We start from the raw sequence: 25,800 nt of genomic DNA on the forward strand, positions 1-25,800 counted from the left end.
TTTGTCAATTGCATTAAATTCAGGTTTTTCACTTTTCAAAACAAGTATTGCCATAGCCATGTACATAAACAAGCGATATCTTGTGATATTTCCTTACCTTTGTTGAAAATTCAAGGAGATATGAGCGGGGTACAAATTTATACCGAAGCCGTAAAGGTTATCAAAGAAGCGATATTACAAAGTCAATATCGTGCTGCTTCAATTGCGAATAAAGAGCAATTATCGCTTTATTATGGCATTGGTAGATATGTTTCAGAAAATTCTCGAAAGGGCTTTTGGGGGAAAGGAGCAATTGAAACCATCAGTGAACAACTACAGAAAGAACTACCGGGACTTCGTGGATTTTCTGCAGCGAATATCAAATTTATGCGTCAATTCTATGAGACTTGGTGTGATGATTTGAAATCGCTAACTGTAGTTAGCGGAATTGGAAATGATAAATCGCTAACCACAGTTAGCGAAATAGATACCCAAATGTTGATTCCTTGCGAAAACCCTCAAAAAGAGAGTGTTGATATTGCATCATTCTTGGGGTTAGGATTTACGCATCATATGATTATTGTTCGCAAAACCAAATCGCTTGCCGAACGATTGTTCTATATTCGCCAAGCCCTTGCAAATAAATGGAATAAAGAGGTGTTGGCGGCAAGAATAGAAGATGATTTGTTTTATCATCAAGGAGAAATTGCAAACAACTTCATACAGAAAATACCAGATGCCCGACAATCATTGAAAGCTATTGGGATGTTCAAAGATGAATATCTTTTGGATTTTATCAATGTAGAGGAACTTGGTGAACGTGATAAAGAAGATATTGATGAACGAGTAATAGAACAGAAAATTATACACAACATTAAAAAATTCATTCTCACCTTTGGTCGCGACTTTGCATTTGTCGGCAATCAGTACAAATTAGAGGTATACGGAGTGGAACATTTCCCCGACTTGATATTCTTTAATCGGGAATTGAACGCACTTGTAATAATTGAACTAAAGAAAGGAGCATTCAAATCCTCTTATTTGGGGCAATTATGTACCTACCTTCGTTTAGTGGACGACCAAATGCGTAAACCACACGAAAATCCATCAATCGGAATAGTGTTATGCAAGAGTGCGGATAAAAAGTATGTGGAATATGTTATCCAAGACTACAACAAACCATTAGGTGTTGCTACATACAAGACTTCTGATGAAATGCCTGAGAAGTTAAAACAAGCATTGCCCAATATTGAAGAACTGAAAAAATTACTATAATCTGATAGACGTCGGCAAACCGGAAACTTTGGCAACAGCAGAGAAGTGGATGAAGACACTTATTGTATAATATTGTTTATTTAACAAAGAAACGTATCTTTTGTCAATTGCATTAAATTCAGGTTTTTCTCCTTAAAAAAAGGCCTTCTTGCCGTGAGGTGCACTGTTTTTTCCTACGAAGACGGTCTTCATTACTTTGACGACCGTCTTCATACATGGTGATCTCGGCATCTCACGGCAACGACGACCGTCTTCATATCAATAACGACCGTCTTCATGGCCATAAAGGCCTGAATCCCTTTTCAAATATCCAAAGCCGCCACCAATCTTTTTTGCTACAGACAAATCTCAGGAGGTTGAGCTTTTCCAAAATGTAAGCTTTTATCCCTTTTCTATATCTCTCAAAACAATATATTTTCATTTCCTGCCGGTCTCAGATATCCGTTTATCAGCCAAACAGAAAAAACAGCATCAAAACATCAAACTAAAAAGCTCTGATATTTTGATCGAAAGAGAAAAAGCAGAAAACAGGGGTTATTGTTCAAAATGCCAATTATGTCTATATATAACCATTCAGACAAATAAAAACAACAAATCTGATTTGACGAATCAAGGGCTACTAGGACACTCGGATAAACTATTTTATAGCGTTATGAAACGCTGAGTTTGTTATTTTTCTCGCCAAACAGAAAGCGATTGCCAGTATTTGGGGAATCCCATATCTTTAAGGTCAAGCAGACGGCAGTCGGATTTGAGCAATTGCCTCGTTTTCATCATCGAAAACAAGCCCCCGTTGTTTTAGCCGTGCGACTTGCTCGGCGAGGGTCAACGGTCTCTTTATATAATCAGTTTTATCAGCCAATCCTATCAAAACTATTATATAAAAACTCGAAGACCTCCCCGGGTGCGCTGTTCTACGGGAAGCGTGGGAGGTCATATCGAATGCAAAGATGATATTTTTATTTGATTCTGCAATGCAAGTATGCGCTCGACCTTGATTTTCTCAGCGACCTGCCTTGCATGGTGGTTCTGCCGATTTCGTCACGGTCTTTACCTTTGCTTCCACCTTGTAGGAAAGTGTGGTACTGAGGTTCTTCAACCGTTCGCTGTCTTCCCTACGGTTGAGCAGCACCTCATCCACCACGATAAGGAGCTTCCCTGCCCAGTCGGAATTGAACTGGCTGCGGAAATCCTCGTTGATGTTGTCCAATGCCAGATTGATGTCCCGTGCCTCCTTGCTCTTGCCTTTGGCTCGGTTGCCCTTGATGTCCCAAAGCGTTTTCGGGACACTCTGCTTGCAACAGAACTGCACCACAGTCCCGTTGATTGTCACTCGCCCCATAATGGGGACAATACCGTTTTTCACCTTGCTGCCGTTCACGTAGTATTGATAGCCATTTCAGTGACATTCCAACCTCTTTCCTCGGTTATTCCAAAGATTTTGATTAAAGAAAAGCAAGTAATATCGGCAAATAATCCTTTAGTTCCACACGAAGCAACTTCAACGCTTGCTGAATACGATAATCGACTGTTTTGGATGAAACACCCAAACGTATTGCTATTTCGCTGTACGTCATGTGCTGGAAACGATTCAACTCGAAAGCTTCCCGGTAACTGTCAGGAAGACGTTGCAACGCATCTTCTATTTTACGGCTCAGTTCTTCCACGACATAGAAATCGGGATCTTCATATTCCAAATGCCGATTGTCGTACAGCGTACTGATAATCCTCTGTTTTATTTCATTCCGACTGATCAACGTCAGGCAACGGTTCTTCACCGCCTTGAACAGATAGCTCTTTGGAGAAATCTCAAACGTATGCATCTCCCGATTCTCCCACAACCAAACCATCACATCCTGCACAATCTCTTGTCCATCATCATATTCGACAAACTGCCGGGCATAAGCACACAAAGATGGATAATAACGAAGAAACAAGCAGTCAAAAGCCTTTTCTTCACTTACTTGAATTCTTTGAAATAGAATCTCATCACTCGTTTTATCCGTGAGTATTGAAAGCATATATATGGCAAATTAATTCCTATAAGACTTAGATTTATTTGTACAAATATAATTTTTTGATTTATAAAACAATTTACAATCCCATTAATTTTTCATTAAGATCGAACAAAAAACAAATCCTCCATTTTAAGAATCAACTTTCCTCCTGTTCTTCTATCCACTCTCTCAATTCTGCTTCGGATTCGATACGCATTAACACCAAATAGTGAGACCAAGAAAGCGTAAACGGGTATGTACCTGTTAGTTTTATTGAGCTTTTTATCGTTTTTTGAATTTGGTCAACAGTGTTGACCAAATTACCGTCTGATAATTCACACTGTTGCGCCATATGTGAACTTCTGCGTATTTAGTTTCGTGGAAATGCACAAGAGGCTCGAACAAAATATGTCCGAACTGATTCCGCTGACCGACGAGAACAAAGAAAAACTGGCAGAGGGAATGGGTGCAATCGCCTGAAAACATGGATTACAAAACACAAAAAAGAGCTATGCAAAAAAATTCATTTTTCGTTTAGGAGATTTCCCGTTTCGTTAGTCTTAACTATAAAAGAGACAAAATGAATGCACAAAAACATATAATAGATGAACAACTTCTTTGGAATTACTTTTCCGGAGCAATCACACCTGACCAAAAAACAGTCATCGAATCCTGGATACAAGAATCCGAAGAAAATAAAAAGATGGCACAGGATATCGAGTATATTTATTTTGCCACGGACACACTAAACATTATCAAATCTGTAGATTCAACTTCGGCTTTGAAAGAAGTAAAGGAGAAGATTAACAGAAAAAGAGATTATAAGCATTCGTTCATTTTCCAACTGCAACGGATCGCTGCAATTCTCATCATTCCCTTATTGATCAGCACAATCTACCTTGCAACGAAAAAAGATCCGGTTGAATTCATCGAAATCAGGACAAATCCAGGAATGGTCGCAACCGTTGACCTTCCAGATGGCAGCAAAGTATGGCTTAACTCCCACTCTTATTTGAAGCATCCGAAACAGTTCACCGGAGATACACGAGACGTAGAATTGGAGGGTGAGGCTTATTTCTCCGTAAAAAAAGATAAATCAAAGCGATTCATTGTCAACACGCCTTTTGATTTGAAAGCCGAGGTATTAGGTACTGAATTCAATATGGAAGCTTACAGAGAAAGCAATAAAGTGATCACCACTTTAGTCTCCGGTTCCGTCAGACTCTCATTCTCCAATAAGGAAAATACGGAAGAGACATTGCTTATGAAGCCTAATGAAGAAATATCCTATAATTCAAAGACAAAAGGCATTAGCAAAAATAGACCTTATCTTCCCACGCTAACAGCCTGGAAAGACGGTTTGGTTATTTTCAGGAATACGACTTTTGATGAAGCATTGAATATATTAAATAAACGATTTAATACTGAATTCATTGTAAAGAATGACTTACTGTATGAAAACTCGTTTACCGGAACTTTCGATGGACAACATCTTCATCTCATACTCGAACATTTCCGCTTATCATCGGGTATTCAATATAAGTTTGTTGATCCAGAAACTAGGTCGAATAAAATATCTGAAAAAACAATTGTTGAACTATATTAAAATCACTGAAATATGAACAATCTAAATTCTAACAACAAAATGAAAACATTCAAACCTCCTTAAAAAACATACGGGAAAAATATTGGCGTATTTTCCCGTATGAAAACCTTCTGCCAACTTGTTTGGCGACAAGCTGACAGCAAATAATTTTTTTAACTCTAAATCACTTACAAATCTATGACAAATTATTTTAGCATCCAACATTTCAGGATGACGAATCTATCGTTTATTATCCTGAAAAAAATACCATTATGTATGAGACTCATCGCAATAATGTTATTTGTATGCATCGGACTGACTTATGCTTCAGACAGTTACAGTCAATCTGCAACGTTAACACTGAACGTTAACAACAAAACAGTACAAGAAGTTTTGGACGAAATCGAGAAACAATCTGAATTTCGTTTTTTCTACAACAACAAACAAGTAAACACGAATCGTGTTGTTTCCATTCAAAGTAAAAAAAAGGATGTATTCAACATTCTTGAACAATTATTCAACGGAACAGATATTAGTTATAAGGTTTTGGACAAAAGTATCATTCTTTCTCCCAAAGAGATGCTGATTAGTGCCGTTGCCCAACAATCCATAAAAACGATATCCGGAACTATCACCGATAGTAACGGTGAACCGATCATCGGTGCAAATGTATTAGAAAAAGGATCTACAAATGGCACCATAACCGATATCAACGGTAAATTCAGTTTATCCGTTCCCGATAAATCGACATTAATAATCTCATATATCGGATACGTATCCAAGGCTATTATCGTAGGGAACCAAACAGTCTTCAACATACAATTGACAGAAGACACCCAAAATTTAAATGAAGTGGTTGTAACAGCATTAGGTATCAAACGTGAAGAAAAAGCGCTTGGGTATGCTGTCCAAAAAGTGAAAGGGGATAATCTAACCATAGTCAAATCAGTAGATGTCGGAACAGCTATCACTGGTAAAATCGCAGGATTAAATGTTCAGAACAGTAGTGAATTCAATGAAGCACCAAGTATACAACTTCGTGGAGAAACACCACTTCTTGTTGTTGACGGTGTTCCTTATGGAAACATCACTTTACGAGATATTGCATCCGATGACATTGAATCTATAGATGTTCTAAAAGGAGCAACAGCATCTGCCCTTTACGGTTCTCGTGGAGGTTCAGGAGCCATTATGGTAACAACCAAAAGAGGAAAAGAAGAAGGGCTAAATGTCAGTATAAACAGTAATACCATGTTTGATGCTGGTTTTCTCCGTTTACCTGAAGTACAAACATCTTATAGTACGGGTATGAATGGTAAATATAACTCTGAAGACTTTGTTTGGGGAGATAAAATGGATATCGGACGAACCGCTACCCAATGGGATCCAATTGGAATGGAGTGGAAAGATATGCCATTGATATCAAAGGGAAAAAATAATTTCAAAAACTTCCTTGAACAAAGTATTGTTACCAATAACAACATCAGTGTTGTTCAAAAAGGGAAATATGGAAGTGTTCGCACCTCTCTCACCCACATTTATAATAAAGGACAATACCCCAATACAAAACTGAATAAATTAACTTATACTGTTTCCGGAGATATGAAATGGAAAGATTTCACTTTTGAAGGAGGATTAACTTATAACAAACGCTTCTATCCTAACAATGAAGGGACTGGATATGGAACAGGCGGATATATATATAGCATGTTAGTTTGGACTGGAACTGATTTAGATATTCGAGATTATAAAAATTATTGGCAAAAAAAAAATGAAGTTCAGAACTGGCCCAACAAAGTTTGGTATGATAATCCCTACTTCATTGCAAATGAAATCATCCACTCTAGTGACTATGATGTTGTAAATGGCTTTATGAATGCAAAATACGACTTCGCACCGTGGTTAAGAGCATCTTTACGTACCGGTGTTGATGTGTATACAGAAAGAGAAATCTGGCGTAATTCTATAGGAGCATGTGGAGGATGGAATAAAAAAGGATATTATGAAGAACAAAGGAAAGGTGGTTATAGTGTCAATAATGACATCATCATTTCTGCCGATAAAAAATTCGGTGATTTTTCAATTGATGGTTTTGTCGGTACAAGCTTATATTTTTATCAAGACGATGTCTTAAACGGAAAGACTTCAAATGGTATTACAATACCTGGATATTATTCATTGAAAGCCTCTGTTGATCCAGCAAAGGTATATAGTACAATTAAGAAAAAACAAGTTAACAGCCTATATGGAAAAGTATCTGGTTCTTGGAAAAGCACTCTATTTTTGGACATAACAGCCCGAAATGACTGGTCATCCACTCTACCAGTAGAAACCCGTTCATATTTTTATCCCTCTATATCTGGTAGCTTAGTTATATCTGAGTTATTCAATATGCCCCAATGGTTTGATTTCTGGAAAATTCGTGCATCATGGACACAAACCAAATCTGATCTGGGTGTCTATGAAACCGATCGTAGTTATTCCATCTCTACTAATTTATGGGATAATATGAACGGAGCTACTTATCCCACTACAATGCGCAGCACTTTGGTCGAACCTAGTGCTACTCGTACTTACGAAATTGGTACAGGAATGCATTTTCTAAAAAATCGTCTGCAAGTAGATATTGCCTATTATAATAAACTATATTACAACTTAACTAAAAAAGCAGCAATCAGCGATGCTTGCGGTTTCGAATACACATTAATCAACACAAACGAAGAACATGTCCGGAAAGGAGTAGAAGTAACTGTTTCCGCCAATATCATCCAAAGTAAAGATTGGGATTGGATCACGACATTCAACTGGTCACTAGATCGTTATTATTATTCAAAAATAGATCCTATCTATTCAACTCAAAAAGACTGGGTAAAACCTGGTGAACGTTGGGATTGGCTTGGATATTATGATTGGGAAAGAGATCCTTACGGAAACATTATCCACGATAATGGCTACCCGATCCAAAGCAAGTATCAAAGTGTAGCCGGATATGAAAATCCCGACTGGATCTTTGGATTTAATAATACCGTAAGATACAAAGACTTCACACTTTCATTTACATTGGACGGTCGCATAGGAGGTGTTGCCCATTCGGTTATGGATCAAGCATTATGGATGACAGGAGCACACCGCGACAGTGACACATTCTGGCGCTATGATGAAGTTGTAAACGGTAATAAAAGCTACATCGGGGAAGGTGTAAAGGTTGTTTCAGGTAGTGTAGAATATGACTCACAAGGACATATCGTTTCTGATACACGTGTTTTCGATCTAAATGATAAAGCTGTTTCATATGAAGGTTATATGAAACTCTACAATGGAGCTGGAAATGTTTGGAATGCTAAACATCAACACATTCTCAAACAAACGTTTATCAAATTAAGAGAATTGTCGCTCAATTACAATATACCCCAAAATATATGCAACAAAATTGGCATGAAAAGAGCCTCTATTGCATTCGTTGGAAATAATTTGTTCCTGTTGACAAAAGATTTCAAATTTTCTGATCCTGACAAAGCTACAGAAAATCTCAATTCCCCGTCATTAAGAATGCTTGGATGTAATATTAAAATTAACTTCTAATCAAATCATAAAATGAAAACACTTTCGCATATTCTAATCACAGGATTAGCCTTAATTGGTATCTCCTGTACTGGAAATTTCGATGATCTGAATACAGATCCGAATTCTGCAACAACCGTAACAGCCTCATTGTTGGCAACCCCTTTGCTACTCGATATAACGGCAACAGGAGGGACTGCTTCTGGTTTCATTTCAGACAATTGTCTTGCTAAACAAATGATCTGGCTCGAATCTCTATACGACTACAATTACAATCTGTTGGGACGTGCTAGTGTAGGAGGCTATAAAACTTTAATCAATGCCTTAAAAATGGTGGAACTAGCAGATGAAAAAGACAAAGCGGCTTATGAAGGTTTGGCTCTTTTCATTAAAAGCTACAAAATATTCTATATATCCATGCAGTTAGGTGATGTACCCTATTCTGAAGCACTGAAAGGAGAAGAAGGATTAGTTAGACCTAAATACGATACACAGGAAAGTGTCATGATAAACCTAATTAACGACTTAGAAAAAGCTGCATCCCTATACAACAAAGCATCTGATTTTGAAGGTGATCCAATCTTAAATGGTGATGTTTCCAAATGGAGAAAAGTTGTGGATGCTTTCCGCTTAAAAATGTTACTCTATCTTTCTAAGAAAGAGAATCATACCGAATTACGAATAAAAGACCGCTTTGCCCAAATCGTTGCATCCGGAAACTTGATGAGTAGCAATAATGATAACTTCCAACTGGAATTTTCAGATAAAGCTGGACAGATTTATCCATTTAACAAAATTGTGTCAAAGCATTATATGTACACAACGATCTCAAGTGTCGTAGTTGACACGCTAAAAGCCTACGATGACTACCGTTTATTCTATTTTGCCAAACCGGCAGCAGCATTGATCGCATCCGGTTTAAAAGCAAATGATAAAAATGCTTATGTAGGACTTAATCCTGTTGCTGATTTTTCAGATCTGCAATCCCAATCTGCAGACGGAAATTGCTGTACATTAAATGCCAGGTATACAGATCTGATCACAGGTGAACCTTATGTCAGAATCGGTTATGCCGAGCAATGTTTCATTTTGGCTGAAGCTGTCTTACGGGGCTGGATTACAGGCAACGCCTCCGACTATTATAACAAAGGTATTCGGGCAGCGATGGAGTTTATCGCAAACAACACTCCAAATGAAGAGAAATATCATTCAGGACGGCAAATCACCGATGAATACATTACTCAATACTTGCAAAATAATTGTATTAAACTTCAAGGAAATTTTGAAAGTCAATTGAAAAAGATTATCGTTCAAAAATATCTGGCCTACTATATGCAATATCCGATGGATGCCTATTACGAATATCGTCGTACAGGATACCCAGTCCTTCCCATAAATCCGAATACAAATCGAAATACTGATAAAAACAAGATTCCTGTTCGTTGGATGTATTCGACTTGGGAATATGACTATAACAAAGAAAACGTTGAAGAAGCAGTGCAACGTCAATACGAAGGGATAGATGATTATAATAAATTAATGTGGATTTTAAAGTAAGATAAGTTTATGAAAAATACGTATTTAATAGCAATTTTATTGCTTTGCTGTTTAATTTCATGTACACAACAGGAAAAACAATCATCCGAATGGAAAGCTAAACATGTCATCCTAATCGGTATTGATGCATGGGGGGCTTATAGTATGAACAAAGCCAATATTCCCAATATTCGAAGCCTCATGGCTAATGGCTCATATAATCTGAAAAAACGTTCTGTATTACCATCTTCTAGTGCCCCCAATTGGGCATCCATGTACATGGGAGCCGGACCGGAACTACACGGATACTGCGAATGGGGATCACAAATTCCAGATTTACCTTCTCGTATTACAAATACAGACAAAATATTCCCAACCATTTTCTCTGTGCTACGAGAAGCCGTTCCTGATGCTGAAATTGGTAACATTTGTGAATGGAATGGTATTAGGTATCTAGTCGATACTCTATCTTTGAATTATGACAAACATGTTTTCGAAGCCGAAAAAGATAGTTCGGCAACAGTACGTTATGCCGTCAATTATATCAAAGAAAGAAAACCGACGTTTCTTAACATCGTTTACGATGCCCTTGACCATACAGGTCATGCAGTAGGACACGACACTCCTGGTTATTACACCAAATTGGAAGAAATCGATGGCTATATCGGAGAAATTATAGCAGCAATCAAAGAGGCTGGTATATGGGACGAAACCATCATAATTGTCACAGCCGATCATGGAGGCATTAAGAACAATCATGGTGGACGAACAATGGAAGAGATGGAAACACCTTTCATTATTAGTGGCCCCAATATTAAATCAAACTTTGAAATGCCAGAAAGCATGATGCAGTTTGACATTGCTCCAACTATAGGTTACATTTTTGGTCTAAAATCACCCCAAGTTTGGATTGGAAGACCTATGACTTCAGCTTTTAAATAGGTTCAATGGAGGCTGTCTCCCTTGACATATTATAGGCAGCCTCCTAAACAAACCAAAACCTCTATAAATCGAAAATTATTCATCCCAAATAGATAAAAAACAGGTAACCTCTCTTACAATAAGCAGTATATAGCTAATTTTATAGATTCGATCTTTCATGAAAAGACTATTAATAGTATCTTTGTCCAAATGATAAACTATTCTTCCTATGACAAAATCTAAAATTCTTTCAATCGTTGTAGCTGCACTACTAAGTATTGTTTCTATAACAGCCCAAGTCTACCCTGTCCGGCCTCAACTTTCTGACAAGAATTCTTTTTCTTTGATTCTGTTGCCTGATCCGCAGAGTTATAACAAGTTTGATGCTAACCAGCCGTTGTTCGAGCTACAGACGGCTTGGGTTGCCAACAGTATCGAATCGCTGAATGTCAAAGGGGTTTTATGTACCGGAGATTTGGTTGAGCAGAATGAGATACGGATTCCGGACGGTGTAAACGGGAATCAGACAAGCGAAGAGCAATGGCAGGCTGCGTCCAGGGCTTTCGAACGGCTCGACAACAAGATATCTTATGTCATTTGTACAGGAAATCATGATTACGGATATGAGAAAGCAGAAAACCGACTCTGCCACTTTCCCGATTATTTTCCTTCCGAACGAAACAGTTGCTGGAAAAAATCTTTGGTCGAGACCGGCCTGAACTATCAGGGTATTCCGACTCTTGAAAATGCGGCTTATGAGTTTGAGACAGATACTTGGGGGAAACTATTGGTCATCTCGCTCGAATTTGCTCCGCGTGACGAGGCAATCGAATGGGCGGCTAAAGTTGCCGGTAAAGAGAAATACAAAAATCATAAGGTGATTCTGCTGACACACTCCTACATGTCGCCGGAAGCCAAGCGCCATATCAAGGAAGGCTACAAAATATCGCCTGCCAATTATGGAGAAGCGATCTGGCAGAAGCTGGTCTATCCTTCCTCCAACATCTGTATGGTGATATGCGGGCATGAATGCGAAATTGCGGACTACAAGGGTAATGTCAGTTTCCGGACGGATAAAAACAGCACAGGCAAGAATGTAGCCCAAATGATGTTCAATGCCCAGACTGCCGACGGACAATGGCATGGCAACGGAGGCGACTGTTGGCTCCGCATCATGGAATTCATGCCGGACGGGAAGACGATCAAGATCAAGACATTCTCTCCTTTGTTCGCTCTTTCTCCCCTGACATCCGAAAAGGCGTGGAGAACTGATTCATACGATCAGTTCGACATCACAATAGAGTAACACTATTCATAAACAAAAAACAACCTGAAGATGAAACAACTTCTTATCATTCTTTCGCTTGTGCTCGGAGGCCTGCAACAGGGCCATGCACAGAAACCGAACTTGAAGTTCAACAAAGACGGCAAGTTCAAAATCGTACAGATCACGGATGTCCACTACATTCACGGGAATCCCAAGTCTGCCATTTCGCTCGAACGTATCAACGAAGTGCTGGATGCAGAAAAGCCGGACTTGGTGCTGTTCACTGGCGATGTCATCTACGGCCAGCCGGCGGAGGAAGGGATGCGCACAATCCTGAACTTAGCTGCCAACCGCCAGATACCGTTCGGGGTGACATTCGGCAACCACGACAACGAACAGGGACTTACCCGTACCCAGCTGTTCGATATCATACGGACGATCCCGTATAACCTGACCGATTCCGTACCCGGAGTCGCAGGAGCGACCAATTTTATCCTTCCTCTGAAATCGTCCGATGGAAAGAAAGATGCAGCTGTCCTGTATTGCCTGGACTCACATTCATATTCACAGATCAAGGGGATAGGCGGCTACGATTACATCAAGTTCGACCAAATACAATGGTATCGTGAAAACAGTGCGAAATACACGCAACAAAACGGAGGCACTCCCCTGCCCTCGCTGGCATTCTTCCACATTGCCTTGCCTGAATATAACCAGGCTGCATCAGACGAAACAGCCATCTTGGTAGGGACACGAAAGGAAAAAGCCTGCGCTCCGCAACTTAACTCCGGCATGTTCGCCTCGATGAAAGAGATGGGGGATATTTTAGGTGTGTTTGTCGGGCATGATCATGACGACGACTATGCTGTTTTCTGGAAAGGCATCCTGCTGGCCTATGGCCGTTATTCAGGAGGGAACACAGTATATAACAATCTGTCTAACGGAGCCCGCGTAATCGAAATGACCGAAGGTTCAACCAACTTCAAAACCTGGATTCGCCTGAAAGGCGGAGAGATCATCAACACGGTCAACTACCCTTCGGATTTCATCAAAAAGAAAGACTAAATCATGATATAATTAATTCGTTTCCAAAACACCTATGTTTTGAAATCAAATCATAGGTGTTTTGAAAACGAATCATATATGTTTTGAAAAGGAGATACTTTGGGTTTAATCGTTCTCCATGACGCGGATCATGTCGAAGTAGAAACCGCCTGCGACTTCGGCACCCTTTTCGACCGTGCCGGTGGCGATGTCGTAGATGTAGATGACAGCGTTTGCATCAGCTTCAGTGTTCACGCCGATGTAAGCCTTACCGTTGAAGATGACGCTGCGTTGTGAGAATCGTCCTCCGCTATAGGCAATCTCCTTACCGTTGTAGGCGAGGCGTGTGCGCTGGCCGGTGGCGAGGTCGACGATAGAGTAGTAGTGGCTGTAGCTGTCGATCTTCGTGCCTGAAGCATCGTTACGTCCGTAAACAAGAGCCTTGCCGTTTCCGAGGTATTGAGCGGTCATCAGTTTGCCATCGGCATCCGGGTAACCATTGTAAGAGGCGTCAAACTCATATTCACCGGCATTGATACGAAGCAGAAGCCCGCGTTCGATATCTTCATCGGCAAAAGCGGCGAGGTAGAGGTTACCGGCTTCGTCATACATCACGCAGTTTTGCATCAACTCGCCGTAAGCACTACCGGCCATTTCGCTGGGGACAGGGGAAACAAGGTTTTGTTCCACTTCCATTGTTTCCGGAGCGATCACGGCAGTACGGAAGTTCGGTTCGTTTTTACTATCCATCGAGTTTGTCCCTTGCGTTTTTCCGTAATAGAAATAGAACAGTTTGTTGTCAGCCTGACGGTAAGTCAGGATACCGGATGATGTCAGTTTGCTATAACCTTCCGGAACAGAGATGTTCAACTCGCCTTCATCGATAATAGACATGTCGGCCGTGTTCAGTTTTGTCCAAATCACACCCGTCTTTTTACCGTTGGCTGACATAATCAGCAGGGTGTTGTCGTCCAACCAGGCATGGGTATAAGAACGTACTTTATAAACATTTCCCTTGAACGGACAATCTTTGATCACGACAACTTTGTTATCCTTGATTTGATACTTCACAAAGCGGTTCTCGTCCGACGGAATCTGGTAATAGTACTTGCCTTTTGAGATACATTCCATCGCATAATCGTTCAGCTCTGTACCTTCGCCCGTAATGGTGATTACCCCCATATCGGCAGTCAGCTTGCTGATACTGTTGACCACGGTCGTATTCTTGGAACTCATGCCGCCGTGTTTGCCTACGGTCAGGAAGAGGTCGAAGTGGTATTTGCTTTCGTCAAACGCAGGTGTTTCTTTTGTCACCGTGACGTTGCAAGTGGCTGTGAAACCGCCATCGTCCGTCTTAGCGGTGATTGTCGCCGTTCCTTCGGCAACCGCCGTAACGACACCTTTATCTACGGTGGCTACGCTTTCATCCGAGCTGCTCCATGTCACCGTAGCGACTGTGGCGTTAGACGGGACTACGGCAGCCGTCAACGTGCCAGTCGTTCCTTCTTTCAATTCCAATGTCTCCGGACCGACCGAGACACCGGTCACCGGGACTACTTCCACTTTGTCGTCGTCATCGCAAGCCGTGAACGCAAAGGAAGTCAGGGCTACCATGAACGCAAACAATGCAAATTTGATTTTTTTCATTTCTCTTTGTTTTTAGTTATTCAAATATTAATAATTACATATTATCCGGCATCGAATCGCTTACAGAGAATGTACACATGGAGAAATGATGTCTTTATACAAGGATAAAGAATGGCATGGCTCGATGTTTTGTTGCTCTATTCCCCGAAAGCATTAAAACGATGTTATTTTTGGCAGGTCTTCTGACTTGTTCCGTCTTTGAATGCCTTCCCATCCGGCTTGCGGACAGTGGCTTGTAGCATATTCAAAGAGTTTAGAGTGGAACTTACAGCAGCGGGTCTGTCCGGGATTTGCACCCGGTTCCCTTTTTAACACCTCCCGTAACGAACGGGTATCGTGGAACCAAAAACTTGTGCAAAATTACGTTCCCCGCTTGATTTGACAAGGGGTTAAGGCTTGTATTATGGAAAAATACCTATAAGTAGGTATTTTACTACTACAGAGAACATCCAATCTATAAATTTTATAATTTTGCACCGTTTTTGGTGAAACGCCGGCTTCCTGCCGGTGTTTAAAAGGGAATCCGGTGGAAAGCCGGAGCAGTTCCCCGCTACTGTATGGTCCGTTTCGCAAGAAATCAAAAAGACCTGCATGCCACTGTTCCTCAATATCATACCGGGAATGGGAAGGCGTCTGATAGGATCGAGCCAGGAAACCTGCCAAATGCACATAGATAACTTTTGCTTCCGGGGTAAGAGGCATCTTTATTTATTTTTATTTATAGCTATATGAAATCGAAATTTTTTACTGTGGGCATGTTATGCCTGGGAGTAAGTAGTGCCTTTGCGCAAGATTTGTCCAAAGACACGTTGAGATTGGATGAGGTTGTCATCACTAGCCAGTATGTCAAACCGACCGAAGTCGGCAGGTTACCGGTACCTTTGTCGCAGGCTCCACTTTCCGTGTCCCGGATGTCAGCCCCGATGATTTCCGACCTTTCTTTGAATTCATTGATCGATGTTGCCCGTAACGTCACGGGAGTCCGCCCGAACAATTCGTATGGCGGCTTCCAGTCGTTCTACATTCGTGGTTTCAACACGTTTGTGGTAGTGACAGACGGAATCCGCGACGAACGTCATAACTTATATGCTTCAGCCCCCAATACAACCTTAGCTTCGATCGAAAGCATCGAGATACTGAAAGGAGCGGCATCCGTCATGTACGGGCATTCGGCACTCGGCGGGGTCATCAGCCTCGTACACAAGCAACCGACATCTGTTCCGCGAGTAAATGCGCAAATGAGTATAGGCAGCTGGGGACGCTATTCGATCCAGGGAGGTGCCGGCGGCAACATTGCCCGGGGCGTCGATTTCAGGACAGACTTCTCCATGAGCGGAGGTGAAGGATGGAGACACACGAACGATCGGGCCTACAATGCCTATTTCGCCTTGAACTTCCGCCTTAGCGATTATGACAAACTGAACTTTTCCGTCAGTGCGAAAAACGACCGTTACGGGACGGATACCGGACAACCTCATGTCGACAAGGATATTTATGATGCAGATGGATCGGTGATCTACCGGCCGGGCGACCTGCCGGAAGGTTTCGACCGCCGTACACGCTACAATGACCCCTTGGACCATCTTGCAGACAAGGACCTGACTGTGTCTGCCAAATGGACGCACCAGTTCACCAACCCGGACTGGAGCTTGTCGGACTATCTCTCCTACTACTATGACGATCTGGATTATTATGCTTCCGAGAAGTTGACGTATCTGACATCTTCCGATCCCATATACAACCATTATTATATGAATGGAAACACCAAGACATACATAAGCTTAGATTCCATACAGCGTGTCGGTTACCAGTTCGCATACAAGGTCAGCCTTTTACAAAATCAATTGGAGTTGAAAGGAAAATTCATGACCGGAGAGGTCAAGCATAACTTCTTGGGTGGCTATTCTTTCTCATCCCTGTACACCCCTCGCTATACGGCCAATTATGCTGCCGATGCAACCGGTCCCGGGAAAAACGCACATCTCTCCGTCGTCGATCCTGTCTTGAACCAAGGCGACTTGAATCTGCCTTACCAAAAAAGAAACTTGGCTTGGGAATATATGCATGGCATTTACGTGCAAGACTATTTGAATCTGACAGACCGGTTATCGGCATTGCTAAGTCTGCGTTATGACCGTTACGACCGGACTTACCAACAGGCTTATACGAAAGACAAAGTCGTAACCTCCAAAGACGAAAAGGCGCATATCCATGACAATGCGTTGACCTATCGTTTCAGCCTGCTTTACCAGTTCACGGATGCGTTCAACGTTTATGCTTCGACCAGCAATTACTTCAAGCCGACACGTACGGTAGCTTCGCCGGGATATGTCTATATCGGCAATGACGGCAAGGTGATCGAGCCCAGCGGCAAGAACGTGTTCAGTCCGGAAAAGGGATACCAGTATGAGGCCGGATCGCACATCGCATTTTCAGACAAGTTCAATGCCAACATCTCCGGGTTCTACATCCTGCGGAAGAACATGGTTCAAAGCTTAGGGACAAAAGACGGGCAAACGATTTCGGGACAGGTAGGAAAAGCCGATTCCAAAGGACTTGAAGTGGATATCAACACTCGCCCGTGGCAGCAGTTTAACATTAATGCCGGATATACATTCACAGTTGCCAAACTGAAAGAATACGCGAAGAATGACTATGCCGAGAACACACAGGCCGGCAATTACTTGAATCTTGTCCCGAAGCACATGGCTTACGGATGGGCTTTTTACGACTTTGACCGTTCGTTGAAAGGGTTAAAGTTAGGAGTAGGTTTCAATTATTCGAGCAAAGCATATGTCAACACTGCCAATACATTGGAATTCGAGCCTTATGCCATCGCCAACGCAATGGCGGGATATTCATTTAAAAACTGGAAGTTGCAAATGAATATCAACAATATCTTCGACAAGAATTATTATATGACTTCCGTCAACACGATCGGCTTCATTCCGGAAGAAGGACGCAATGTGAAGTTTACAGTTTCATTTGACATGTAGAATGAAAATCCATCGTTTATTCATAAAAACGCACAGGATACTGGGGATTTGCCTCAGTATCCTGTTCCTTATGTGGTTTGTCAGCGGCATTGTGATGATGTATCATACATACCCCCGTGTCGAAAAGGAACAAGCCTTAGCGTTTGCCGAAGACATCGACACGGTCCTGTTGCCGATACAAAATCTGGTGGAAGAGTTGCCGCTACGAGACCCGGTGAAAAGCATCAGCCTCAACAAACGTGCCGGAGAAAACGTCATTCGCATTTCGACAGAGGAAGAAGAATTCCTTTTGAATGCCCGGACAGGGCTTCCCATAGGCAAGTTTTCCTCCGGGCAATTGCAGCAAATTGCGAATCGATGGTCTTCCGGGGATGCGATGCTGAAAGATACACTCAACGAGATCGACGTTTGGCTGATCGGTGCATATCCGTTCAAAGATTTCCCGGTTTACCATTATTGTTTCCCGGATGAAGAAAAGAGAGAACTCTATTTGTCGTCCAGGACAGGAGACGCTTTGCAGTTTACGACATGGAAGTCACGTTTCTGGGCTTGGGTCGGGGCTATCCCCCACTGGATTTATGTCAAGCAGTTCCGGGCACACGGGCGTCAACCATGGAAAGACATTGTGCTATGGGTTTCAGGAATCGGTATTTTGATGACGCTTTCCGGAATTTATGTCGGTATCCGTTCTTTTCGGATAGCCCGGAAAAAGCATCACACAGGAACTCCATACCGGAAAAGGCTGTTCCGGTGGCATCATCTGGCCGGCCTTTGTTTCGGATTGTTCACCTTGACGTGGATATTCAGCGGGTTTATGTCGTTGGCTCAAGTGCCGCAATGGATATCGAAAGTCCACGAGCCACGCAATGTCCGGGATGAAATAAACGGTTCGTCGTTGGCATTGGATGCGTACAGGCTGGATTGCCAACGCATATTGGAACAGGAGGGGATCAAGAATCTGACTTGGACGAGTTTAGGAGGATACCCTTGCTACAAGGTAGAAACGGAAAAAGAGACTTATCTTGTTGATGCAACCATACCGTCAGAAGTCCGCCGGTTGGAAGTGGACGAAACCTTCTGCCGGGAAATGATGCAACACATTCGGGGAAAAGAGGTTCCTGTCGAAGTCTCTTTGCTGACAGAATATGACAATTATTATATCAGCCTGAAAAACGCATTGCCGTTGCCGGTCTATAAAATAAAAGTCCGGGATGCCGATAAGAGTTGTTACTACCTGGATCCGGTAGACGGCAGTTGCCGGTATTTCAACGAGAATACCCGATATCGTGTCTGGATGTACAAAGGATTGCACTGTTTCAGCACAGTTCTTTTTGCCCGGCACCACACGCTAAGGGATGTTTTGATGTGGATCTTGCTATTGGGTGGATGCGTCTTGTCGGTGACCGGAGTGATCCTCTCAATTCGCTATGTGAGTCGTAATTAATTAAAATGTTTTTGCCATATGTCTATTTTAAATCGTTTCAGTTTTTTGAAGAATGCCTTCAATTCTGTTTTAAGGGTGTTTTGTTTATTCTGCATCTTGTCACAATCCGTGCGGGCAGAGGGTAATTTTATGGAATCCGATCTGTTCGGTTCCTTGAAAGACGGTGAGAAAGGTGCCGTGCTTGTCGTACATTTCGGGACAACCCACGAAGATACGCGTGCCAAGACCATAGATGCCGTCAACAAGAAGATAGCTGAAGCTTTTCCGGGGATTGAGGTCTGCGAGGCTTGGACATCTCGTATCGTCATGCGTCGTTTGAAAGCGCAAGGCATACAGAAGATGAATCCGGAAGAAGCGCTCAAGCAGTTGAAAGCAGACGGTTATACCCATATCCTGGTCCAACCCAGCAGTATCATAGACGGGATCGAGACGGAATCGTTGCGTAAAGATATTGCAGCACAGCAACAAGATTTCAAAGAAGTACGCTTGAGCATTCCTTTGTTGTACAGCCCGGACGACTATGAAGCGGTGATAAAAGCCATTACCACTCAGCGAGGCAAGGAAGATGCTGTTCTGCTGGTCGGACATGGCACTTATACACCCAATACGGCACAATACGCCATGCTGGATTATATGCTGAAGGCAAAAGGATTCGACCAGTGGTTCGTCGGGACCATAGAAGGGTATCCGTCTTTTGACGATGCATTGTCGCAGATCCGGAAAAAAGACTGTAAAACGATCCTGCTGATGCCGTTCTTGTTTGTTGCCGGCGAACACGTTAAAAACGACATTGCCGGCGACTGGAAAGAAGAGCTGGAAAAGCAGGGATATCACGTAGATGTACTCATGAAGGGACTCGGAGAGAATCCGGCCATCCAGGATATCATCGTACAACATGCACGTTTCAGTGCCACTCACCAATCCATGGATATCGCAAAGAAGAAAAAAGAATATGCACAAGGCAAAGAAAAATATGAATAGCTTTATCAAAAGCTATTCATATTTTTCAGGTTTCAGCACCACGCCCAGACTCTTCTTTCCGTCCATCTTGATCACGATCGGTTTATCGAAATGGACATGGCGGAGATATTCGGTTTCTTCCACCGCAGGCAAGGAGTTCAGATATTCTTCATCGAACCAGCCATCTCCCTTAAACGGATTGATCGTGAAATAGCCAACCCCGAACGACGTCAGATTCTGGAAGAAATGCGTTCCCTGGCTCGGATCGACACGATAGTTCTCCAGCCCGCATTCCACAATGACGCGGGCATTGCTGATATGCGGCCATTTCACCGGAATGCCCAACCAGGAATCGCTGCTGCCCCAACGGCCGGGACCGACCAGGACATAGTTCTTTTCCTCTGCGGTGAACCCGCGGTTCATCTTCTCGATGTCGTAAGCTATCAGTTGGTTGTTGGCAGAGTTGAAAGCACCGGTCTTCACATATATGATATCTTGCACATCCGTCACGATGCCATGTCCTAAGACGCTTGTCGATGAGAGTATCGTATCCTTTTGTTCGACGAGTGTCAAATCTTCTTCCATCACCTCTTTGTTGTCCACGATCGGGCGAATCTGCAAGAGATAGAATGTAGCCGTAGGACTGCCTCCCCTGCTCTGCTCTGTCTTCATGGGGTCGATATTTACCGCAAATTCAATTTCTATGGGACGCCCCATCTCTTCCTGCCCGACATGCAGAATCTGGTCGAGCGTATCGGCAAGCGGGAACACGTCATGCTGAAGGACGTTGACGAAAGATAAAATCTTGCGTCCGCCGGGATAGTAGCCGTCACGAATGATCTGGTCATAAGGATCGTAGGTCGAGACAATGAACTTCAACGAACCGTCTGCATCGGCATCTTTCAGGTTCAGACGAAGCAGGTTAAACGAATCGTCTACCGAGAATTGTTCCGCCAGGTTCTTCAGGTCGAGTGCATAATAACGGGTCTGCGTTTCACGCAAAGCAAAGTCCATCGTACTCATCTGCAGAATATTATGCGGATGGCGGGGAGAAAAGCGCAGTGTCTGCCCGCCGTCTACGATATACTTGCCAAGCCCCAGGGCGATATTGGCAATGCCGTCTTCCGCCTTTTCATTTCCAATCGGGTAGAAATTCAACGAACGCGCGACACCGGAAATAGTAGGATAGAAATGATCATTGTACCGGTTTCCTACCACCTCCTGTAAAACGATCGCCATCTTTTCTTGATCGATAAGATTCGATGTTGCTGTCATATAGGCCTTACTGTCACGATAAAACACAGAAGCATAGACCGCTTTGATCGCATCACTTAATGTACGGAGCATGTCGTATTTATCCTCCAGCTTAGGTACCATATAAGTAGAATAAATCCCGGCAAACGGTTGATAATGGGAATCTTCCAAAAGGCTGGACGACCGGACGGCAATCGGGCTTTTGACAACATCGAAAAACGCCATCAGGTCTTCAATCAGACGGGCGGGAAGGCTGGCACGCAGGAAATATTTCAAGATCGTCTCATCATCCACATCACTCAAAGCGACCGGATACAGTTCGTTTGTCTCCATAAACTCATCGAAGATATCCGTACAGATCACGACCGTCTTCGGAATGGTCACTGCAAAATGTTCGTGTTCCAACTTAGGATAACGCTTCACCATCGCTCCGATAAACGCAAGGCCTCTTCCTTTTCCTCCCAACGAACCGTCTCCGATACGGGCGAAGTTGCTGTACTCGTCGAAGCGTTCCTTCTGGTAGACCGCAACGACACCGGAATTCTTCATCCGCCGGTACTGTACGATCAGGTCGAAAATCAGCTTCCGCGCCTCATCCATATCCTTGTAGTCGCTCACGTCCACACGCTTCAACACCTCTGCCGGCGGGAACATGGCACGGGAATAGAAAAAGCGGGAGAAATGGTTACGGCTCAGATGGTAAACCAGAGAATCATCGGGTATCTGAAAGACTTTCTTTTGCAAATCCTTCAAATCCTTGATGCGCATGATCTCTTCCTTCGTCTGGGGATTCAAGATGACGAAGTCGCCGAAACCGAAACGCTGCATGATCTTCTTCCGCAGATCCTGTGGGTAACTCTTGGAATTCTTGTCGATAAAAGAAGCTCCCAACTCTTTTGCGTACACCTTGTTGCTCGCCTCCGACGATTCCAGCACGAAAGGAATGATCAGGCCGGTCTTCCGCACATACTGCCCGAACTTATACCCGGCATAGGGATCTTTCACACCGTCGTGCATGAAGCTCATGTCCGAAATAATCCCTAACATATTATCGCGATACTGGTTAAAGATGCGGACTGCCTCTTCATAGGTACGCGCCAGTTTGATCTTGGGACGTCCGCGCATACGCAACGTTCGCTGATGGTCGTTCAAGGCTTCCTTCGCAAACATCTGGCTCTGTTCCAGCACGAACTTATACAAGTGTGGCAAGGCCGAAGAGTAAAAACGAATGGAATCTTCCACCAACAGGATTATCTGGACACCGACACTGGCCGTATCATCAGGCGCATTCATCTTGTCCTCGATCAGCTTGATGATGGCAAGCAGCAGCTCCGCATTTCCCAACCAACTGAACACATAGTCGATCGCGCTCAAATCTTCATTGGCGATCCGCTTGGATACCTCTTTCGAGAACGGGGTGAGGACAACGATCGGTATATTGGGATAATGGACCTTGATCTCCGTAGCCGCCGCGAAAATATCACGGTTATCCATATTCGGCATGCAGATGATCAACTCGAAGTTGCGGTCTTTCAACTCGGCAAGCGCCTCCGCTTCTGTCGTCACCTGTGTGAAACGAGGCGGATAACGAAGGCTGAGTGAAGTATATTCGTTGAATATCTGTTCGTCCACCCGCCCGTCGTCTTCCAACATGAAGGCATCGTATTTTGTAGCAATAAGCAATACATTATATATACGCTTATTCATTAGATTGGCAAATGATGTGTCTTTAAACACAAGATTCTTAAAATCCGGTATTCCGCTCATAATGATTTGATAGAATTAACAGCCCCAAATGTAAGGAAAAAAACAATCAACCGAAAGAAACTACGGCATAGCCTTCAGGATAAAGCCGGATTTTCACTTAAAGAACATTGTTCAAAAACATAAAAAGAACTGTCAAAAAGTAAGCAAAACATTTTGCAAACCCAGGTTATTACCTATATTTGCAAGCAGAATGTTATCTTAAAAAGAAATTATATACTATGAAGACAGAAGTAATCTTATCAGCACTGGAAGCAAAACATCCGGGCGAAAAGGAGTATCTGCAAGCAGTAAAAGAAGTTCTTCTTTCAATTGAAGAAGTGTACAACCAGCATCCCGAATTCGAGAAAGCTAAAATCATCGAACGGTTGGTTGAACCGGAACGTATTTTCACTTTCCGTGTGCCTTGGGTAGACGACAAGGGAGAAATACAGGTAAACTTGGGATATCGTGTACAATTCAATAATGCGATCGGCCCGTACAAGGGCGGTATTCGCTTCCATCCGTCCGTAAACCTGTCCATCCTCAAATTCTTGGGATTCGAACAGACCTTTAAAAATGCGTTGACAACACTGCCGATGGGTGGTGGAAAAGGGGGTTCCGACTTTGCTCCACGGGGTAAGAGTGATGCAGAAATCATGCGTTTCTGCCAGGCTTTCATCCTCGAATTATGGCGTAACCTCGGACCGGACCGTGATGTTCCGGCAGGCGATATCGGCGTAGGCGGACGCGAAGTCGGTTATATGTACGGCATGTACAAGAAGCTGGCTCGTGAAAACACCGGTACGTTCACCGGTAAAGGCATGGAATTCGGCGGTTCTATCCTCCGCCCCGAAGCTACAGGTTTCGGTGCTCTTTACTTCGTTCACCAGATGTTGGAAACTCACGGCATAGATATCAAAGGCAAGACTGTCGCCATCTCCGGTTTCGGAAACGTTGCCTGGGGAGCAGCCACTAAAGCAACCGAACTGGGTGCCAAGGTCGTTACGATCTCCGGACCGGACGGTTACATCTATGATCCGGACGGCATTTCCGGCGAAAAGATCGATTATATGCTGGAACTGCGTAATTCAGGTAATGACATCGTAGCACCTTACGCCGAAGAATTCCCCGGTGCTACTTTCTATCCCGGCAAGAAACCTTGGGAACAGAAAGTCGACATCGCATTGCCTTGCGCCACTCAGAACGAGCTGGACGTAGACGATGCACGCAAGCTGATCGAGAACAAGACATTATGCGTAGCCGAAGTGTCCAACATGGGATGTACGGCCGAAGCTGTCGATTTGTTCATCGAACACAAACAACTCTTTGCTCCGGGTAAGGCCGTCAATGCCGGCGGTGTCGCCACTTCGGGGCTGGAAATGACTCAGAACGCCATGCATATTTCCTGGACTGCAGCCGAAGTCGATAGCAGGCTGCACCAGATCATGAGCGCGATCCATCAGCAATGTGTCGAACACGGAAAAGAAGGCCAATATATCAACTATGTGAAAGGAGCAAACATTGCGGGCTTCATGAAAGTAGCCAAAGCGATGATGGCACAAGGAATCGTATAGATCGATGTGTATTTCAACACACATCGAGAATGTGTCTATAAGAAGGGGGGATGTCTGTGATTACAGGCATCCTTTCTTGTTTCAGCGGACTTTGCCCGGATTCTTCGCAATAAAGTCCTTCCAGCCGGTATATTTCTTTTCCTGTATCGGGTTATTCGTTTGGAAATAGTGGCAAACGGCAGCAGCCAGTCCGTCTGTCGCATCCAATTGGGGCAACATGGATGCTTCCGGAATATGCAGGTAGCGCTGTAGCATCCCGGCCACTTGTTCTTTAGACGCATTCCCGTTCCCGGTAATGGACATCTTGATTTTTAGCGGGGCATATTCAAATATCGGGATATCCCGTTCGAGCGCGGCAGCCATAGCGACTCCTTGTGCACGCCCCAGTTTCAACATACTCTGCACGTTCTTCCCGAAAAACGGAGCTTCAATGGCCAGTTCGTCCGGATGATATTGGTCGATAAGCCCCAAGACCCGTTCAAAAATTTTACGGAGCCGCAAATAATGATCCTCGTATTTATTCAGTTGGAGTATGCCCATCGCTTCCAGTTTGGGTTTGTTTCCTTCGATCTTCAGGACTCCGTAACCCATCACGATTGTCCCCGGGTCAATACCCAATATGACACGTTCCTTCGTCATTTCTCCCAGTCTATCTCTTCCAGCAAAGTACTAAAGCCGGCAATTTTATGTCCAAAACGGGCGACCAGTGCCCGGTGGAGGTTATTACCTTCGTTCTGTAACCAGAAATTCAGCGTATCGACATTCTTCACATGAAACTGGACAGAGAAACTAACCCCCTCTTCCGTCTCGGCCTGCATCACGCGTCGCAGACATGGTCGTTGCAGAAAACCACTCTCCATAGCTTTCGGGATATATTGTTTTTTCAGATAATCCAAGCCTTCATCCTGAATATCATTTTCGACATGGAACGTTGTATTATAGACAATCATCTTCTTTTTTGAATAAATTTCTATGACAAAGATAGTGGTTATATCAAGAAAAGTCCTATATTTG

At 43.3% G+C, this 25,800-nt stretch carries 17 protein-coding genes and 2 riboswitches; of the genes, 11 read left to right on the top strand and 6 right to left on the bottom strand.

What is annotated here, in order from left to right; all coding sequences use genetic code 11:
• Nucleotides 1-120 precede the first annotated feature (120 nt).
• A complete protein-coding gene (locus tag BQ9893_RS13100; protein ID WP_075967372.1) occupies nt 121-1,254 on the top strand; it encodes a PDDEXK nuclease domain-containing protein in 1,134 nt (377 codons plus the stop codon).
• 1,003 nt (nt 1,255-2,257) lie between these two features.
• On the opposite strand, the gene BQ9893_RS22565 is transcribed toward BQ9893_RS13100, so the two are convergent.
• Together BQ9893_RS22565 and BQ9893_RS13115 are read right to left on the bottom strand one after the other, a co-directional pair.
• A complete protein-coding gene (locus tag BQ9893_RS22565) occupies nt 2,258-2,635 on the bottom strand; it encodes a DUF5906 domain-containing protein (protein ID WP_394333240.1) in 378 nt (125 codons plus the stop codon).
• Between the two features lie 64 nt (nt 2,636-2,699).
• Entirely contained in the window at nt 2,700-3,275 is a 576-nt protein-coding gene (locus BQ9893_RS13115; RefSeq protein WP_075966442.1) for an RNA polymerase sigma-70 factor, read from the bottom strand.
• A gap of 556 nt (nt 3,276-3,831) precedes the next feature.
• Between BQ9893_RS13115 and BQ9893_RS13125 the strand changes: the two genes are divergently transcribed.
• The 6 genes from BQ9893_RS13125 to BQ9893_RS13150 all read left to right on the top strand — a co-directional run bounded on the left by BQ9893_RS13125 (nt 3,832) and on the right by BQ9893_RS13150 (nt 13,186).
• Nucleotides 3,832-4,857 (top strand): FecR family protein, encoded by a 1,026-nt coding sequence (locus tag BQ9893_RS13125; protein WP_075966444.1) that lies wholly within the window; start codon nt 3,832-3,834, stop codon nt 4,855-4,857.
• 255 nt (nt 4,858-5,112) lie between these two features.
• Nucleotides 5,113-8,418 (top strand): SusC/RagA family TonB-linked outer membrane protein, encoded by a 3,306-nt coding sequence (locus tag BQ9893_RS13130; RefSeq protein WP_075966445.1) that lies wholly within the window; start codon nt 5,113-5,115, stop codon nt 8,416-8,418.
• Nucleotides 8,419-8,430: 12 nt separating this feature from the next.
• Entirely contained in the window at nt 8,431-9,954 is a 1,524-nt protein-coding gene (locus tag BQ9893_RS13135; protein WP_075966446.1) for a SusD/RagB family nutrient-binding outer membrane lipoprotein, read from the top strand.
• Nucleotides 9,955-9,963: 9 nt separating this feature from the next.
• On the top strand, nt 9,964-10,875 hold the full coding sequence (locus BQ9893_RS13140; RefSeq protein WP_075966447.1) for an alkaline phosphatase family protein: 912 nt from the start codon (nt 9,964-9,966) through the stop codon (nt 10,873-10,875).
• 208 nt (nt 10,876-11,083) lie between these two features.
• Nucleotides 11,084-12,160 carry a metallophosphoesterase gene (locus tag BQ9893_RS13145; RefSeq protein ID WP_075966448.1) on the top strand — a complete coding sequence of 359 codons (1,077 nt, stop codon included), beginning with the start codon at nt 11,084-11,086 and terminating at the stop codon, nt 12,158-12,160.
• Nucleotides 12,161-12,190: 30 nt separating this feature from the next.
• Entirely contained in the window at nt 12,191-13,186 is a 996-nt protein-coding gene (locus BQ9893_RS13150) for a metallophosphoesterase family protein (RefSeq protein ID WP_075966449.1), read from the top strand.
• Nucleotides 13,187-13,291: 105 nt separating this feature from the next.
• Here the strand turns inward: BQ9893_RS13150 and BQ9893_RS13155 are convergent, their stop codons facing one another.
• The gene (locus BQ9893_RS13155; protein WP_075966450.1) at nt 13,292-14,812 is read right to left on the bottom strand and encodes an Ig-like domain-containing protein; all 1,521 of its coding nucleotides are present in this window, start codon (nt 14,810-14,812) and stop codon (nt 13,292-13,294) included.
• A 155-nt stretch (nt 14,813-14,967) separates the two neighbouring features.
• A riboswitch (cobalamin riboswitch) is annotated at nt 14,968-15,174 on the bottom strand.
• Nucleotides 15,175-15,278: 104 nt separating this feature from the next.
• Nucleotides 15,279-15,490, top strand: a riboswitch (cobalamin riboswitch).
• 50 nt (nt 15,491-15,540) lie between these two features.
• Between BQ9893_RS13155 and BQ9893_RS13160 the strand changes: the two genes are divergently transcribed.
• Genes BQ9893_RS13160 through BQ9893_RS13170 form a run of 3 tightly spaced genes read left to right on the top strand, consistent with a single transcriptional unit; the run spans nt 15,541 to nt 20,233 of the window.
• Complete coding sequence (locus BQ9893_RS13160) at nt 15,541-17,808, top strand: TonB-dependent receptor (RefSeq protein ID WP_081415465.1); 2,268 nt, start codon at nt 15,541-15,543, stop codon at nt 17,806-17,808.
• Between the two features lies 1 nt (nt 17,809).
• The gene (locus BQ9893_RS13165) at nt 17,810-19,252 is read left to right on the top strand and encodes a PepSY domain-containing protein (RefSeq protein WP_075966452.1); all 1,443 of its coding nucleotides are present in this window, start codon (nt 17,810-17,812) and stop codon (nt 19,250-19,252) included.
• A 45-nt stretch (nt 19,253-19,297) separates the two neighbouring features.
• Nucleotides 19,298-20,233 carry a sirohydrochlorin cobaltochelatase gene (locus BQ9893_RS13170; RefSeq protein WP_075967373.1) on the top strand — a complete coding sequence of 312 codons (936 nt, stop codon included), beginning with the start codon at nt 19,298-19,300 and terminating at the stop codon, nt 20,231-20,233.
• Nucleotides 20,234-20,245: 12 nt separating this feature from the next.
• Here the strand turns inward: BQ9893_RS13170 and BQ9893_RS13175 are convergent, their stop codons facing one another.
• Complete coding sequence (locus BQ9893_RS13175) at nt 20,246-23,233, bottom strand: PEP/pyruvate-binding domain-containing protein (RefSeq protein WP_075966453.1); 2,988 nt, start codon at nt 23,231-23,233, stop codon at nt 20,246-20,248.
• 218 nt (nt 23,234-23,451) lie between these two features.
• Between BQ9893_RS13175 and gdhA the strand changes: the two genes are divergently transcribed.
• Nucleotides 23,452-24,786 (top strand): NADP-specific glutamate dehydrogenase, encoded by a 1,335-nt coding sequence (gene gdhA / locus BQ9893_RS13180; RefSeq protein WP_075966454.1) that lies wholly within the window; start codon nt 23,452-23,454, stop codon nt 24,784-24,786.
• Between the two features lie 81 nt (nt 24,787-24,867).
• Here the strand turns inward: gdhA and ruvC are convergent, their stop codons facing one another.
• Complete coding sequence (ruvC, locus tag BQ9893_RS13185; RefSeq protein ID WP_075966455.1) at nt 24,868-25,425, bottom strand: crossover junction endodeoxyribonuclease RuvC; 558 nt, start codon at nt 25,423-25,425, stop codon at nt 24,868-24,870.
• The gene (locus BQ9893_RS13190; protein WP_075966456.1) at nt 25,422-25,736 is read right to left on the bottom strand and encodes a DUF4286 family protein; all 315 of its coding nucleotides are present in this window, start codon (nt 25,734-25,736) and stop codon (nt 25,422-25,424) included. The genes ruvC and BQ9893_RS13190 overlap by 4 nt, the downstream gene beginning before the upstream one ends.
• Nucleotides 25,737-25,800: the final 64 nt, after the last annotated feature.

Origin of the sequence: Parabacteroides massiliensis (assembly GCF_900155425.1) — a bacterium.
In the GTDB taxonomy this organism is placed as follows: domain Bacteria; phylum Bacteroidota; class Bacteroidia; order Bacteroidales; family Tannerellaceae; genus Parabacteroides; species Parabacteroides massiliensis.